The organism is Gluconacetobacter diazotrophicus PA1 5, assembly GCF_000067045.1.
Classification (GTDB): domain Bacteria; phylum Pseudomonadota; class Alphaproteobacteria; order Acetobacterales; family Acetobacteraceae; genus Gluconacetobacter; species Gluconacetobacter diazotrophicus.
Genome location: NC_010125.1, coordinates 3,693,726 through 3,708,013, shown reverse-complemented (window position 1 = coordinate 3,708,013; position 14,288 = coordinate 3,693,726). Strand labels below are relative to the sequence as shown.

16 protein-coding genes, 1 tRNA gene and 6 pseudogenes are annotated in these 14,288 nt (G+C 65.0%); 14 read left to right on the top strand and 9 right to left on the bottom strand.

Going from position 1 to position 14,288, the window contains the following annotated elements; all coding sequences use genetic code 11:
* Window positions 1–50: 50 nt before the first annotated feature.
* Window positions 51–707 (bottom strand): annotated as a pseudogene (locus GDI_RS19365) (IS1182-like element ISGdi13 family transposase); the annotation flags it as partial.
* A 44-nt stretch (window positions 708–751) separates the two neighbouring features.
* Between GDI_RS19365 and GDI_RS19890 the strand changes: the two are divergent.
* From GDI_RS19890 to GDI_RS17150, 5 genes and pseudogenes are all read left to right on the top strand, one after another.
* Window positions 752–925: pseudogene (locus tag GDI_RS19890) on the top strand (transposase); the annotation flags it as partial.
* A gap of 124 nt (window positions 926–1,049) precedes the next feature.
* Window positions 1,050–2,471 (top strand): class-II fumarase/aspartase family protein, encoded by a 1,422-nt coding sequence (locus tag GDI_RS17160; RefSeq protein WP_012228320.1) that lies wholly within the window; start codon window positions 1,050–1,052, stop codon window positions 2,469–2,471.
* 26 nt (window positions 2,472–2,497) lie between these two features.
* A pseudogene (locus GDI_RS20695) lies at window positions 2,498–2,687 on the top strand (IS701 family transposase); the annotation flags it as partial.
* 186 nt (window positions 2,688–2,873) lie between these two features.
* Window positions 2,874–3,059 (top strand): annotated as a pseudogene (locus tag GDI_RS19360) (IS6 family transposase); the annotation flags it as partial.
* A gap of 58 nt (window positions 3,060–3,117) precedes the next feature.
* A pseudogene (locus GDI_RS17150) lies at window positions 3,118–4,103 on the top strand (IS481-like element ISGdi9 family transposase); the annotation flags it as partial.
* Here the strand turns inward: GDI_RS17150 and GDI_RS20400 are convergent.
* The 3 genes from GDI_RS20400 to msrB form a co-directional block, all read right to left on the bottom strand.
* Window positions 4,066–4,242: a hypothetical protein gene (locus GDI_RS20400; protein ID WP_231854151.1), complete on the bottom strand. Its 177-nt coding sequence runs from the start codon at window positions 4,240–4,242 to the stop codon at window positions 4,066–4,068. The pseudogene GDI_RS17150 and the gene GDI_RS20400 overlap by 38 nt on opposite strands.
* 29 nt (window positions 4,243–4,271) lie before the next feature.
* A complete protein-coding gene (gene msrA / locus GDI_RS17145) occupies window positions 4,272–4,976 on the bottom strand; it encodes a peptide-methionine (S)-S-oxide reductase MsrA (RefSeq protein WP_012228319.1) in 705 nt (234 codons plus the stop codon).
* A 178-nt stretch (window positions 4,977–5,154) separates the two neighbouring features.
* On the bottom strand, window positions 5,155–5,619 hold the full coding sequence (gene msrB, locus GDI_RS17140; protein WP_012228318.1) for a peptide-methionine (R)-S-oxide reductase MsrB: 465 nt from the start codon (window positions 5,617–5,619) through the stop codon (window positions 5,155–5,157).
* A 152-nt stretch (window positions 5,620–5,771) separates the two neighbouring features.
* Between msrB and GDI_RS17135 the strand changes: the two genes are divergently transcribed.
* The 5 genes from GDI_RS17135 (at window position 5,772) to GDI_RS17115 (ending at window position 10,277) form a co-directional block, all read left to right on the top strand.
* The gene (locus tag GDI_RS17135; protein WP_012228317.1) at window positions 5,772–6,395 is read left to right on the top strand and encodes a cytochrome b/b6 domain-containing protein; all 624 of its coding nucleotides are present in this window, start codon (window positions 5,772–5,774) and stop codon (window positions 6,393–6,395) included.
* Window positions 6,392–7,141: a molybdopterin-dependent oxidoreductase gene (locus GDI_RS17130; protein ID WP_012228316.1), complete on the top strand. Its 750-nt coding sequence runs from the start codon at window positions 6,392–6,394 to the stop codon at window positions 7,139–7,141. The genes GDI_RS17135 and GDI_RS17130 overlap by 4 nt, the downstream gene beginning before the upstream one ends.
* A 106-nt stretch (window positions 7,142–7,247) precedes the next feature.
* Window positions 7,248–7,544 carry a pentapeptide MXKDX repeat protein gene (locus GDI_RS17125; RefSeq protein ID WP_012228315.1) on the top strand — a complete coding sequence of 99 codons (297 nt, stop codon included), beginning with the start codon at window positions 7,248–7,250 and terminating at the stop codon, window positions 7,542–7,544.
* A gap of 253 nt (window positions 7,545–7,797) precedes the next feature.
* Entirely contained in the window at window positions 7,798–8,679 is an 882-nt protein-coding gene (locus GDI_RS17120) for an alpha/beta hydrolase family protein (RefSeq protein ID WP_012228314.1), read from the top strand.
* Window positions 8,676–10,277, top strand: a complete 1,602-nt coding sequence (locus tag GDI_RS17115; RefSeq protein ID WP_157871077.1) for an amidase — start codon at window positions 8,676–8,678, stop codon at window positions 10,275–10,277. The genes GDI_RS17120 and GDI_RS17115 overlap by 4 nt, the downstream gene beginning before the upstream one ends.
* 18 nt (window positions 10,278–10,295) lie before the next feature.
* Here GDI_RS17115 and GDI_RS17110 read toward each other — a convergent pair whose 3' ends face one another.
* The 3 genes from GDI_RS17110 to GDI_RS17100 form a co-directional block, all read right to left on the bottom strand.
* Complete coding sequence (locus GDI_RS17110; RefSeq protein ID WP_012228312.1) at window positions 10,296–10,739, bottom strand: GFA family protein; 444 nt, start codon at window positions 10,737–10,739, stop codon at window positions 10,296–10,298.
* A gap of 24 nt (window positions 10,740–10,763) precedes the next feature.
* Entirely contained in the window at window positions 10,764–11,207 is a 444-nt protein-coding gene (locus GDI_RS17105; protein ID WP_012228311.1) for an Ig-like domain-containing protein, read from the bottom strand.
* An 81-nt stretch (window positions 11,208–11,288) separates the two neighbouring features.
* Window positions 11,289–12,164, bottom strand: coding sequence for a TrmH family RNA methyltransferase (locus tag GDI_RS17100; RefSeq protein ID WP_231854150.1), 876 nt, complete (start codon window positions 12,162–12,164; stop codon window positions 11,289–11,291).
* Between the two features lie 126 nt (window positions 12,165–12,290).
* On the opposite strand from GDI_RS17100, the gene GDI_RS17095 reads away from it, so the two are divergent.
* Window positions 12,291–12,376, top strand: a tRNA-Tyr gene (locus tag GDI_RS17095).
* 123 nt (window positions 12,377–12,499) lie between these two features.
* Here GDI_RS17095 and GDI_RS17090 read toward each other — a convergent pair.
* Entirely contained in the window at window positions 12,500–13,066 is a 567-nt protein-coding gene (locus GDI_RS17090) for a recombinase family protein (protein ID WP_012228309.1), read from the bottom strand.
* Window positions 13,067–13,255: 189 nt separating this feature from the next.
* On the opposite strand from GDI_RS17090, the gene GDI_RS17085 reads away from it, so the two are divergent.
* The 3 genes and pseudogenes from GDI_RS17085 to GDI_RS20550 all read left to right on the top strand — a co-directional run.
* Entirely contained in the window at window positions 13,256–13,507 is a 252-nt protein-coding gene (locus tag GDI_RS17085) for a type II toxin-antitoxin system RelE family toxin (RefSeq protein WP_012228308.1), read from the top strand.
* Window positions 13,504–13,872, top strand: a complete 369-nt coding sequence (locus GDI_RS17080) for a helix-turn-helix domain-containing protein (protein ID WP_012228307.1) — start codon at window positions 13,504–13,506, stop codon at window positions 13,870–13,872. Before GDI_RS17085 ends, GDI_RS17080 begins: the two co-directional genes overlap by 4 nt.
* Window positions 13,873–13,899: 27 nt before the next feature.
* Window positions 13,900–14,007: pseudogene (locus GDI_RS20550) on the top strand (toxin-antitoxin system HicB family antitoxin); the annotation flags it as partial.
* A 19-nt stretch (window positions 14,008–14,026) separates the two neighbouring features.
* On the opposite strand, the gene GDI_RS19880 reads toward GDI_RS20550, so the two are convergent.
* Window positions 14,027–14,281 carry a hypothetical protein gene (locus tag GDI_RS19880; protein ID WP_050935090.1) on the bottom strand — a complete coding sequence of 85 codons (255 nt, stop codon included), beginning with the start codon at window positions 14,279–14,281 and terminating at the stop codon, window positions 14,027–14,029.
* Between the last annotated feature and the right edge of the window lie 7 nt (window positions 14,282–14,288).

Here is a 14,288-nt window from a genome sequence, read left to right as displayed (position 1 = left end):
GCTGTCGGATTGGGCGCTGCCGTAGTGATGAGTGATGGCGACGACGGCGTTTATGCGGCCGTCAGTCGCGTGATCCTACGGCAATTATATGCGAGGGCGACGAGCGTCCATTCTGTTGCGACGTTGGGGAGGCCACGGAGATGGAAACGGGTGAAGCCCATGGCGCTCTTGATGATACCGAAGACCGGTTCGACGGTCTGCTTGCGTAAGGCGTAAAGGGCTTTTGCCGGGTTCTGTTGCAGCCTGGCCTTCATTTCCAGGCGCCAGGGCTCGGTGATCCGGCGCGGCTCCCTGGGTGGCGGTTCTGGCCGGAAGTCATAAGGGCGCCGATTCACAGGGCGTCCGATGGCGACCAGCGGGTCCACGCCGCTGGCCTGCAACGTTTCGACGGCTTTGCCGCTGGCGAAACCCGTGTCGGCGAGGACGGTTCGTGGCAGGCCGATCCTCTCCTCCATACCCAGGATGGTGGCGGCGAAGCTGGGCGCGTCCGCCGTCGTCGCAACGACGCCATTTTCCAAGATCAACTGGCTGCCCTCGGCACAAACCACGGCCTGGGCATTGTAGGCTTGCCGGTATTCATGCGCGTCGGAGCGGCGCATCAGCTTGCTGTCCGGATCGGTCAGGTTGATCTGCCGGTCTGGTGGCGGTTCATCGTCCGGTTCTTTCGGCGGCCGACCGCGCCGTCCCCGCTTCGCATCAAATGTAGAAGTCTCGACTAAATCTGACGGATGGTGTCTGCTGAAGCTCAACCAGGGCTGACGTCATCGGCATTTTCCCCAACGATGCCGCCATTATCCGCCTCGTCGGCGCGCTGATGCTCGAACAGAACGACGAGTGGGCGGTCTGCCGACGTTACATGACGCTGGAAGGACTGGCCGCCATCAGCCATAATCCCACAATCAGCCTGCCCGCCGTGGCCGCCTGATAACCTCGAACCCTTCGAGGAACGGTGCTCCTACACCACACCTCGGGACACAGCCTTCTGCACTCCCGCAAGCAATGGGTAACGCGGGCGAAAGCTCCGATACCGACCACTGAAAGGCCGAATCTTGGCAACCAGCGTCATCGACAGCCCCGTTTTCCGGGACCTCTTCACCGAACCGCGTGTTCGCAAGATCTGGTCGGACTCCGGACGGACCGAGCAGTACCTCGCCGTTGAAGCAGCACTCTCGGAGGTTCAAGGGCGGCTCGGCATTATCCCCGCAGACGCTGCGAAGAAAATTGCGTCCGTTTGCTTGCTCGAGAAGATCGACATGGTACGGCTCGCGGATGAAACGGCAGAGATCGGCTATCCGGTCCTCCCGCTCGTCCACCAGATCCAGTCGCTCGCCGGCGATGCGGGCGACTGGTGCCATTGGGGTGCCACTACGCAAGACATCACCGATACCGCTACCGTCCTGCAGATAAAGGCGTCGCTCGACGTGGTGGCCGATCTGCTCGAACGCTGCATCGCCGCAGCCTCCGGCCTCGCCCGTGCACATCGCGATTTGCCGATGGTGGGGCGCTCGAACCTACAGCAGGCGGTGCCAATCACCTTCGGCTTTAAGATGGCAAGACTGGCCGCTTGCCTGTTACGTCATCGCGAGCGGTTGGCGGAGCTACGTCCGCGTATTGAGGTTCTGGAGTTCGGCGGCGCCTGCGGGACGCTCGCCTCTCTCGGCGATCGCGGTCTCGATGTCCAGAAAGTCCTCGCCGACACGCTGGGCCTCGCCCGACCGCCCATCACCTGGCACACGGATCGCGACTCGATTGCTGAAACGGCATGTTTCCTTGGCCTTGTTACCGGGACGCTGTCAAAGTTCGCTACCGATCTCAAGACCATGATGATGACGGAAGTGAACGAGGCAGCCGAGCCGTTCGTTCTTAATCGCGGCTCCTCCTCGACCATGCCGCAGAAGCGCAATCCGATCTCGTGCTGCTACATCACTGCCTGTGCGGCGAGTGTGCGCCAGTCGACCGCAGCCCTTCTCGGCAGCATGGATGCTGACCATGAGCGCGCGACGGGGCCGTGGGAGATCGAGTGGATCGAACTGCCGCGTATATTTTCGCTCGCTAGCGGGGCACTGTCGCAAGCCGCTTTCGTAATCGAGGGGCTTGAGGTGAACGGGGATCGAATGGCCGCGAACCTCGGTATCACCAAAGGGCTCATCATGTCGGAAGCTGTCATGATGGCTCTGGCACCGAAGATCGGTCGGGGCCAGGCTCACGACATGCTCTACAAAGTCTGCCGCGCGGCGCTCGAACAAAACAGGTCGCTAGCCGAGATGCTAAAGGCGGACGACGCCGTCACGGAGCAGCTTTCGCATCGGCAGATCGACCACCTGACCGATCCGGCGCGCTATCTCGGCTGTGCCGGAGAGATGATTGACGCGGTGCTCGCTCATTCGACAACATCGGATCATGACCCTATTACTACTCTCGCAGAAAATTTGGACGAAGGATTCCCTTCGAGAGCGATCGCTGATTCATAGGATACCGGCTATGGCGGGAGCTGGCGATGGATGGCGATTGGCGGGTTGATCTTGATGCATGGCTGGCGCCCTCTCTGGCGGGGCGGGGCGGGGCGGGGCCGCAAGGCTCAGCGCAGCATGTGCCCGGCTTATATTGCGGGTCTGATCGGACTGGACGATCGCAAGAGTATCCAGCCGATGGCGGCGCGCACGAGCGAGATCCCCTACGACCGGTTACAACAGAGCCGTTCTCCGAGCCTTCCATCTTCCGATCTATGAGTCATTGACGTATACTTGTTGTGAATGTCAAAGCTGCAGACCGTTGTCGAACTGCCTGAATTCATAAAGCGGGCAAAAGGGCTCTGTTGCAAAGTTGGCGTGCCTGTTGGAAACCGCGGTCAGTTTTGAGGCGGGGCGTTGTGGATGAACGATTTCAAGGGTCGGCATTTTGGTGGAGCTGTGATCCTGTGGGCGGTTCGGTGGTATTGCCGCTACGGGATCAGCTATCGCGACCTTGAAACCATGCTGGCCGAGCGCGGTGTGAGCGTGGATCATTCCACGATCTACCGATGGGTGCAGCGCTATGCGCCCGAAATGGAAAAGCGCCTATGTGTTTGGTCCCGGGATTTGGTGGTGCATTATTTTCACATGAGTGGAAGGATGCGCTATGGGCCAGGTTCACCACGGAAGCGCCACGACGACAGCGGCAGTCCGTCGAGCGATACAACATAGTCAAGAGAGCCTGAGGGTTCTGGCGAAACGCTACGGGATCAACCCGAAGACGGTCGCCAAATGGAAGGGGCGGACCGATACGTCGGATCGACGCACCGGTCCGAAGGTCGCATCCTCAACCATCCTGTCGACCGAAGAAGAAGCGATCGTTGTGGCCTTCCGTCGCCATACCCTGCTGCCTCTTGATGATTGCCTTTATGCGCTTCAGGCGACGATCCCGCATCTGACGCGATCTTCCCTGCACCGTTGTTTTCAGCGCCATGGGATCAGCCGCCTGCCCGAGACCGAAGGCGACAAACCAAAACGGTCGAAGTTCAAGAGTTATCCGATCGGCTATTTTCACATCGACATTGCTGAAGTCCGCACTGAAATGGGGCGCCTTTATCTTCTGGTGGCGATCGACCGGACCTCGAAATTCGCTTTTGTCCAATTGCACGAGAAAGCGACACGTCGCGTTGCCGGTGACTTCCTGCGTGCTCTGGCCGCTGCGGTTCCCTACCGCATCCATACCGTGCTGACCGATAACGGCACGCATTTTACCGATCCGGCCGGCAATGGATGACACCCGAAGACATCAAGGCCATGCGGGCGGATGGTGTCCTGTTCCGGTGCCACTCTTTTGAACTGGCCTGTGCTGATCTCGATATCGAGCATCGACTGACAAAGCCGCGACATCCCTGGACGAATGGCCAGGTCGAGAGGATGAACCGCACGATCAAGGACGCCACCGTCAAGCGCTTCTACTACGAAACACATGACCAGTTGCGTCAACACCTCGCCGACTTCGTTACCGCCTACAATTTCGCCCGCAGGCTCAAGACCCTGCGCGGCCTCACTCCATATGAATTCATTTGTCAGCAGTGGGAAAAAGAACCATCACGGTTCATACATAATCCGCACCACCAAATCCCGGGACCAAACAATCGATCATGGGGGGCGGCAGCCGGCGAAGGAAGAAACGCCTCAGCCACGCAGCGGCCTCGGCGAGGACAAGCCGATAGGCATTGGCGTCGCCCTGCTGGGCGGCCGCCATCCAGTGACTCCATTCGGCTTCCGTCACTCTTGCTCCTGTTGCTGCCGCCCCCGCCCTTACGGTCCGCCGGGCGCGGCAAGCGTCAGGATCGGGTCATCGCGATACTGTGCGCCGTATACCATCTTCAGCGCCTCGATCCGAGGGGCGTCATACGTTGCGATGTAGGAATCTTCCGGATGGCGGGCCGCGAAATTCTGGTGATACTCCTCGGCCGGATAGAAGCCATGATCCGGAACGATCTGCGTTGCGATCGGGCGCGCGAAGACATGCGCGGCATTCAGCTGCCGGATATAGGCGCGCGCCGCCGTCGCCTGCTCCGGCGTGCGGGTGAACAGGGCGGAGCGATACTGGCTGCCGACATCCGGAAATTGCCTGTTCACCTGCGTAGGGTCCAGTGCGACCGAGAAGAAGATCTGCATCAGCGTGCCGTAACCGACCTGCGTCGGGTCGTATTCGACCGCGACCGATTCCGCGTGCCCCGTATCGCCGCCGCTGACGGTCTCGTATTCGGCGGTGTCCTTCGTTCCGCCGTCATATCCCGCGCGCGTCGCGGTCACGCCGCGTATGTGCTGGAAGACACTCTGGACGCCCCAGAAACATCCTCCGGCGAAGACGGCGGTGGCACGATGGGTCGTCGCGGGCGCTTCGGCGGCTGCCGGCGGCGGCAGACGCGTGGCGAGCGGCGCGTCCGCGGCATGGCACGCCGTGCCGAGCGCCCCCATGGCAATGAGCGAGATGCCGAGTAGTCCTGACCGTGTCATGGTTTTGGTCCTCTCAGAGCCTGACCGAAAATGTGAGCTGGTGAGCGAGAGCGGCCCGATAGGCCGCGCCCGGCGTGTGTTCCCGAGCACCGGAGCGGAGCGGCCTTGATGGCCGTGAGCACCGGAGCGCAGGAAACGCGCGTCGGATCGCCGCCAGCGCGCATTTTCGGTCAGGCTCTCAGGCCGGGTGGAAGGACAGGGCGACGCCGTTCATGCAGTAGCGCAGGCCCGTAGGCGGCGGGCCGTCGTCGAAAACATGGCCGAGATGGCCGCCGCAGGTGGCGCACAGCACCTCGGTCCGATCCATGCCGAGCGAATGGTCGGCGCGTTCCTGCACGGCATGCGGCAGGGCGCGGTAGAAACTCGGCCAGCCGGTGCCGCTTTCGAATTTGGTGCCGGCGTCGAACGCGGCGGTATCGCACCCGGCGCAGGCGAAGCGGCCAGGTCGATGCTCGCCCAGAAGGGGGCTGGACCACGGCATTTCCGTGCCGGCCCGGCGCAGGACGTCGTATTGCGCGGGCGTCAGCAGGCGGCGCCATTCCGCATCCGAATGCGAGACGGCATAGGGCGGCGCGGCGCGGCCGGGGCGCGCGGCCAGCAGGAACGCGGCCGAGGCAAGGCAGAACTGGCGGCGGGAGGTCATGGAACCGCTCCTTCACGATGACAGGATGTCCGGTTCTTCGGCGTGCCGGGGCCATTGGTTACGAGCGGCGGCGGACTATCTTTTTGCGCAAGCCTGTAACCGTTTGCTGGTGCGGGACGAACGGACCGACATCAGTTCCAGGAGGCCCGCAGATGCCCCGACCTCGCCGCACGCCCGCGCTGGTCATCAGGATCACCCACTGGATCGGCGCGCTGTCGATGCTCGCCATGATCGGCAGCGGGTGGCAGATCTACAATGCCTCGCCCATCCTGCCGTTCACCTTTCCGCCCTGGATGACCCTGGGGGGATGGCTTGCCGGCGGGATCGCCTGGCATTTCGCGGCGATGTGGACGCTGATGGGCGCAGGTGTCATCTACGTGGCGTATGGCGTCGTCTCGGGCCATTTCCGGCGCGACCTGCGACCGCAGGGCGTGCGCGCTATCGGCCGCGACATGGGTCTTGCGCTGCGCTTCCGGCTGTCTCACATGCCCGGTCGGTACAACGCGGTACAGCGGCTGCTCTATACGGGCGTGCTGATCGTGGCCGCCCTGACGGTGGCCTCGGGCCTTTCGATCTGGAAGCCCGTGCAGCTTGGATGGCTGACCTGGCTGTTCGGCGGCTACGACATCGCGCGCCGGGTTCACTTCACGATGATGGCGTTGATCGTCGGGTTCCTGATCGTCCACGTGGTGCTTGCCCTGATCGTGCCGTCGACCCTGTTCGGCATGGTGTTCGGCCGCAGACCAGTGCCGCATGATTCGGAGGCAGCCCGATGAAGCGGCCGGACCTGGATCGCGCGGCCATCGCGCCGGAATTGCGCCGCCTGGAGCGTCGACTGATGCTGAAGGGCATGGTGTCGCTCGGGGGGCTTGCCATGTTGTCGGGCTGCGTGCTGGATGACGAACCTGCGGTCGAACGTGCGCTCGCGCGGGTGATGAACTTTACCGATCGCGCGCAGGCGCTGTTGTTCAGCCGGCATCGCCTGGCGCGCGAGTTCGATGCCTCGCGGATCACGCGTCCTTTCCCGTTCAATGCCTATTACGGGCAGGATGAGGTGCGTACGGTCGATCCGGCGCAATGGCGCCTGGAGGTGTCGGGTCTGGTCACGGACACGCGTCCCTGGTCGCTCGCGCGGTTCCGCGCCTTGCCGCAGAAGCGTCAGATCACGCGTCATATCTGCGTGGAGGGATGGAGCGCGATCGGCTGCTGGTCCGGCGTGCCGCTTTCGGTGTTCCTGCAGCATGTCGGGGCCGATCTGCGGGCGAAATACGTCGATTTTCATTGTTTCGACGATTATTCGACCAGCATCGACATGGCGACGGCCCTGCATCCACAGACCATCATGGTACTGGATTTCGACGATGCCGCGCTGCCGGCGGCCTATGGCGCCCCCATGAAGGTCCGGATCCCGACCAAGCTGGGCTACAAGAATCCGAAATATCTGGCGGCGATCACTGTCACGAACCGCTTTCCCGGCGGCTACTGGGAGGATCAGGGGTATGACTGGTTCGGCGGATCGTAAAATAATTCGCTCTCTGTAACCTTCGGACCCGTACGGGCGAAGAACAAAACAGTGGGACGGAAATGTCCGTCTCCATGCAGATTTTTTCAATCAGGGAGCAAGCTTCATGTCCATTCGTCATCTCATGGTCGCCGCCGCAATATGGTCCAATATCGCCGTCGTCGGTACGGCAGTCGCGCAGGACAGCATGTCGCGCGATGCGATGGCGCATGACGGCATGGCCAGGAATGCCATGTCGCATGACAAAATGGCACCGAATGCCATGTCCCAAGACGCCATGCGGAAACATGCGGACACGACCCGCCACGGCATGGAGAAGAATGCGATGTCCGGAGAGTCGATGAGCCATGACGGCATGATGATGGCGCCGTCGCATGAAAACGGCATGTCCAGGCCCAACTGACAGGCTGGCGCGTTTTCCCGGTTGGCGGGCGGGCGCGGGAGAACCTCGTTTCCTGCACGCTACCGATTCTTTCGAAGTATTTACTCCATCTCGACCGCAGTATAGGGTGAATACCCGGCGGGAAAGGGCTGTCAGGAGAAAAGCTTCCGCACCGCGCGATGAAAAAAAATCGTTCGGCGTCAGTTTTTTTTCTCGATCATCGCCTGCCTCGGGTCGGAGGCAGGCTGCTTATGCCTGGGGATGGAGTGTACTGATGCGACGGATGCTGTTTTCGCTTCTGCTCGTGGCGCCCGTCATGGCGCTGGCGGCGCCGCCGCCCGCTGCGGTGACCACCGATCCGCCCGTCGATCACGCGCATCCGGCGGCGATGACCGCCTTCGTCATCCCGTCGGGGGACGGCGCGCTGAATGCGGTGATGTACAGCGCGGCCGGTGCGCGGTCGCATCCGACCTTGCTGCTGCTCCATGGCTTTCCCGGCAACGAGCAGAATCTGGACCTGGCGCAGGCGGCGCGGCGTGCGGGGTGGAATGTTCTGACGTTCCATTATCGGGGGTCCTGGGACAGTCCCGGCCGCTTTTCCTTTGACCATTGCGTGCAGGATGCCGCCAGCGCGCTGGCGTATCTGCGCCGGCCGCAGGTGATCGCGCAATTCGCCATCGACCCGTCGCGGATAGCCGTCGCCGGGCACAGTCTGGGCGGGATCGTCGCCGCGCGGACCGCTGCGGACGATCCGCGTGTTATCGGCGCCTTCCTGATCGATCCGGCCGATTTTGCCGCGATCGGCCGCGGCTTTTCCGACCCCAAAAAGCGCGAGGCGTTCCTGGTCGGTGAAGTGCGCGGGGACCTGCCGCCGCTGACGGGCACCAGCGCGGACCAGATCATGGCCGAGGTGGCGCATGCCGGTCCGTCGCTGGATCTGGTCGCGACTATGCCGGCGCTGTCCGGGCGGCCCCTGGCGCTGATCGGCACGACGCGCGGGATCGGCTTCATGTCCGCCGCCGCCGCCCGGGCCGCGCGGCAGGATGGTGCGACACATCTGGAAGCCCGGACGCTGGATACCGACCACAGCTTTTCCGATGCGCGGATTGCCCTGGCCGGCCTGCTGGTGACATGGTTGGGGCAGTTCCAGAAATGACATCCAGGGGCGCTGTGTCGGGTACCGAAGTCTTCTCGCGTTTTCGTCTTCCGAAAAAAACGGGACCTGTCGCGGCGCTGGCCGCAACGCTGGCGGTCTGCGCGCCCGGCCTGTCGCGGGCCGCGCCCGACAGCGCCGCCGGTCTGGTGGCGGACATGCATGCCGGGCGGCTGGCGCCCGATGACCTGGTGCGCCGCTACAGCGCGCGTATCGCGCAGGTCGATGCGGGGCCCGGCGGGCTGCATGCGATCCTGGCGTTGAACCCCGATGCGGCGCAGCAGGCCGCCGCGCTGGCGCGGATGCGGCGGGTGCCGGGGCCGCTTTACGGCCTGCCGATCGTGGTGAAGGACAATATCGAAACGCGGGACGACCTGCCGACCACGGCGGGGTCGCTGGCGCTGGCGGGCAATGTCTCGCATCGCGATGCGCCGGTGATTGCGCTGCTGCGCGCGGCGGGGGCGATCGTGCTGGGCAAGGCCAATCTGTCGGAATGGGCCAATTTCCGCTCGGCCCACGCCAGCAGCGGATGGAGTGCGGTGGGGGGCCTGACGCACAATCCCCATGACCGGGCGCGGACCGCATGCGGGTCCAGCGCGGGCAGCGCCGTCGCGGTGGCGGCCGGGCTGGCCCCTGCCGCGATCGGCACGGAAACCGACGGGTCCATCACATGCCCGGCCTCGGTCAACGGGATCGTGGGGCTGAAGCCCACCGTCGGGCTGGTGTCGCGCAGCGGGATCGTGCCGATTTCCGCCAGCCAGGACACGGCGGGGCCGCTGACGCGCACGGTGCGCGACGCCGCCCTGCTGCTGGGCGTCATCGCGGGATCGGACCCGGACGATCCGGCGACGGCGGCGGCCGACCGGCATCATGCGGACTATCTGGCCGGCCTGCGGCCCGACGCGCTGCGGGGCCGGCGCATCGGGGTGATACGCTTCGCCCAGGGCGGCAATCCGGACGTGCGGGTGCTGTTCGAGGCGGCGCTGGCGCGGCTGCGCGACGGGGGCGCGATCCTGGTCGATATTCCCGCCTTCGATTCCTCCGCGATCGACGGGCCGGAACTGACCGTCCTGCTGTCCGAATTTCGCGCCGGGCTGAACGCCTATCTGGCCCATACCCCGGCGGCGGTGACGGTGCGTGACCTGCCGGCGCTGATCGCGTTCAACCGCGCGCATGCCGATCGGGAAATGCCCTGGTTCGGGCAGGATCTGTTCGAACGGGCGCAGGACGCGCCGGCATTGTCCGACCCCGCCTATACGACCGCGCGCGACACGGCGCGGCGGCTGGCGGGGGCGCAGGGGATCGATGCGATGCTGGCGCATGATCATCTGGACGCGCTGGTCGCGCCCACGATCGGGCCGGCCTGGATGACCGACCCGGTGCTGGGCGACCGCCCCGGGGATGGGACGGGGGCCGGGTCGCTGGCGGCGGTCGCGGGCTATCCGCACCTCAGCGTGCCGATGGGGCAGGTGCGGGGGCTGCCGGTCGGACTGTCCTTCATCGGTCCCGCGTGGTCCGAGGCCACGCTGCTGGCCCTGGGCTACGGGTTCGAACAGGCTTCGGCCCCGGTGCAGGCCACGGCACAGGCCGGCGACCGGTGATCCGGGCGGCCCGTCCGGTCACGATTCGGCGGGTAGGTCCTCGACATCGATGCACCAGCCGGCCTTGGATGCGGTGAAGATCTGCCGGCGCGGCGTCAGGCCCGGGTCGCAATCCAGCGTGCCGGCCGGAACGATCATCAGCCGTCCGTTGCGGGTCGCATGCGGGACCGGCGTGCCGCAGACGCGGCAGGTCGCGGTGGCGAAGCTGGCGGCCGTCGGCAGGTCCCAGCGCGCGACGCCGTCCGGCTGCCCCGTGGTCGCGTGCCCGCCCGTGGTCGAATGCCCGGAGGTCCAGGTCAGGTCGGCGGGCCGGGCGATCAGGTTGGCGGCGAAGGACGACCCCGTCGTCTTGCGGCAGCGGCCGCAATGGCACAGCACGAAATCCAGCGGCGCCCCGTCGATGCGATAGGTCACGGCGCCGCACAGGCAACTGCCGTTCAGCGTGGGTGGGTTTTCCGTCATGAGGCCCGTTCCCCTTGTCGCTCCCTACTGGATCGTGACGTGGAAGGTGGTGGTCCAGGCGCGGCCGCGCGGGAAGATGACCTGGATCGTGGCCTCGTCCGGGCCGATGGCGCCGGGGGCGGGGGTATAGACGGCCTGGACGCCCGGTCGGGGTTCGGTGTTGCAGGCCCGGCGCTGGTTGCCGGCCGGATAGTCGGAATAGAACGACCCCTGCGCAATGCTGACGGTGCCGTGGGCGGGCGGCGACAGCAGCCGCACGGTGGGATAGCCGGCGAGCGAACAATCCGGATTCAGCGAGAACCAGTTGCCCAGCAGGCCGGGGTGCCCGGCCGCGACCGTGAAGTCGCGGACATAGTGGGCATTGTTGGCCAGACCATGAGAGCGGGCGCCGTCCTGTTCGCTACCTGTATCCGCGCAGCCGGCGAGCAGGACGCACCCTGCGAGGAGAATGGGCAGGGCAGGCTTCATTCCGGATCTCCATCTCTGCTGCATCGGCAGACCGTGCCACGGACCGGCGGCGAGGTCAGCGGGGTAAGCGCGATTTTAAGATTATGCCTTTCCGCGCCGTATCAGTTCGTACAGGGCGACGGCGGCGGCGTTGGAGACGTTCAGGCTTTCCATGTCGCCGGGCATCGCCAGTCCGGCGATTTCGTCGCAATGCTCGCGGGTCAGGCGGCGCAACCCGTCGCCCTCGGCCCCCAGGACCAGCGCCACACGCCGCTGGCCGAAACTGGTGCCGTCCAGTATTCCGCCGCCGGCATCCAGCCCCACGACCCAGAAATCCAGGCTCTTCAGCGCGTCCAGCGTGCGGGCCAGGTTCACCACCGCACCCAGCGGCACGATTTCCAGCGCCCCCGACGCGGCCTTGGCCAGGGCACCGGTCTCGTCCGGCGCGTTGCGTTCCATCACCACCACGGCGGCGGCGCCGAAGGCGGCGGCGGAGCGCAGGATGGCGCCGACATTGCGCGGATCGGTCACCTGGTCCAGCAGCAGAAGGGGGCCGGGCCGCCCGGTCACGTCCTCGATCGCCAGCGACGGCAGCGCATCGGCCAGGACCGCGATTCCCTGGTGAACGGCGTCGCGCCCGCACAGCGATTCCAGCCGGGCGCGATCGGTGCGGTGGGGCTGCATCGGCAGGGGAGCATTCAGGCGCTCGCGCAGCGCGGCCTCGCCGTCCTCGGTCGCCAGGATCTGGCGGATGCGGCGTTCCGGGTTGCCCAGCGCCGCCAGCGCGGGATGCAGCCCGTACAGCCAGTAGGTGCCACGCGGGGGGCCGCCGCGTGCCGCGCCGCCGCCGCGCCGCCCCTGGCGGCCCGGGGCCGCGCCCGGGGATGTACCCGAGGCCGGGGGCGAAGCCCGGGTCGTGGGGGCCTTCTTGTTTCCGCCCGACCGGGCGAACGCGGGGTGGATCGTGCGTCGGGACAACGCGGGGGGCGGGTGCGCATGGCCCCGATATAGGCCGAACCACCGCCCCCGTCACGCCGTTGCGACACGATATGGAGACAGGGCATTGACATGCCCCGCGGATAGCCTTAACCACCCTTCCCACACGGAGGGGTGCCCGAGTGGCTAAAGGGGGCGGACTGTAAATCCGCTGGCGTGCGCCTACGTTGGTTCGAATCCAACCCCCTCCACCATCTCAATTAAAAACACGCTGTAAAATCAGAATATTAGGCTAGAGGTCGGAAATTTACCCCTCTTGCTACCCCTCTTAGAAACGGGGCTTGCCAGGGACGGCCACGGACGCCTGCGGACAATCGTCAGGCTGCGACCTTTCCCAGGCACCGATAGACGGACGTCCGCCCGATCCCCAGCCGCTTGGCGATCTCGGTGGGGCTGACCCCCTCCGCTGCCAGCTTCTGGACCTCTTCGGCCTGTGCCCGCGCGGTGGGTTTCCGCCCCAGATAGCGCCCTTCCGCCTTGGCCTTGGCGATCCCTTCCCGTTGCCGCTCCAGCATCAGGTCACGCTCGAACTCGGCGACCGCCGCGAGCATCGACAGCATCAGCTTGCTGGTCGGGCTGCTGGTATCCAGCGTCTGGCCGCCCATCGACAGAATGACCAGTTCGCACCCCTTGGCCTTGATGCGCTCCACGAACGCCAGCAGGTCGGCCGTTGATCGCGCCAGGCGGTCCGGCTTGCACACCACCAGCGCGTCACCCCGGCGCAGATAGTCGATGGCCGCTTCCAGTTCCGGCCTGACGGTGAGGGTGCCCGACACCTGCTCCGAGAACAGCCAGTCGCAACCGAATGCTTCAAGGTCCCTCCGCTGGGCGGCCAGCCCTGCCTCCTGATCCGTCGTGCTGGTTCGCGCGTATCCGATCCGCATGGGTTGTTCCTTCGGCGATCTGTTCCAAAACATCAAACGGTATTTTATTGGAACACAAATCTGTTCCGCTTCGAATGTTCCGCTGGGGCAAGCCCTATTGGAACAGAGGCAAACGCATACGAACGGGGACGGATTGGTGCGGACAACAAAGATATTGATCTAAAATTCGCTATCAGCGATAATTCCCGTATGGAGCTGATCTATGAACCGGCCGCGCTCCGCGACCTCAAGGGACTGCCCAAGGCCGATGCCAAGCGGATCATGGAGGCGCTTCGTCTGGTCGTCGATCGCTACCCCCAACGCCAGTCCTTCGTGACCGAGATGCAGGGGGCGCCGGGTTACTGGCGGCTGCGGAAAGGCGACTGGCGCGCCATCTATCGCCAGACCGGAACAACCATCGAGGTCATCCGGATAGGCAAGAGAGGGGAGATTTACGAATGAACCACATCGCACCCATCTCCGAGACGCCGGAGACGATCACCCTTAACCGGGCGGATTGGGAGGCCATCCTTGATCGCCTGGATGACAGGAGCGACCTGAACGCCATTCGCCGCTCCGAACAGACCAACGCACGCGCACATGCCTACACGGACGCGGAGACGCAGCGCATGGTGCTGGAGGATGTGCCAGCCCTGACCATCTGGCGCGAACGCGCGGGCCTGATGCAAAAAGCCCTGGCGGCCGCATCTGGCGTGTCGCAGAGCTACGTCAATGAAATCGAGGCAGGGAAAAAGCCGGGGAGCGCGGCGACGCTTGCCAAGCTGGCAGCCACGTTGGGCGTGAGCGTGGACCGGTTATTGGACTGATCGAACAGCATCACCGGATCGCCCCTCATGATGAACACGATGCCCATCGGCGGCCAGCGGGCCGTGATCCAGTTCGATCCCGAGATCGGCATGTTCCGCGGGGAGTGCGTCGGCAGCGGCGGCGGTGCGTGGTTTGCGCCGACCGCCCCTCTCGTCAGCTTATCACCACCTGATAAACCGGCGCTGGACCGCCCTCAATCTCAGTGACCTGCTTTGCCTTGCCATAGGCGCGGTCGAGGATCTCCTTACCGGCTGCCACCTGCACCGCGTGCGATTCTCCGTTCAGGGCCAGCCACGCCAGACGCTCCAGAACCTCGGGGCCGTATTGCCCCGCCATCGCACGCACATTGGCCGTCACCTTGTTCGGCACTCCCCTCGTTCGTCCGCCGGTCTTGCGCCCTTCAGCCATGCTCTAT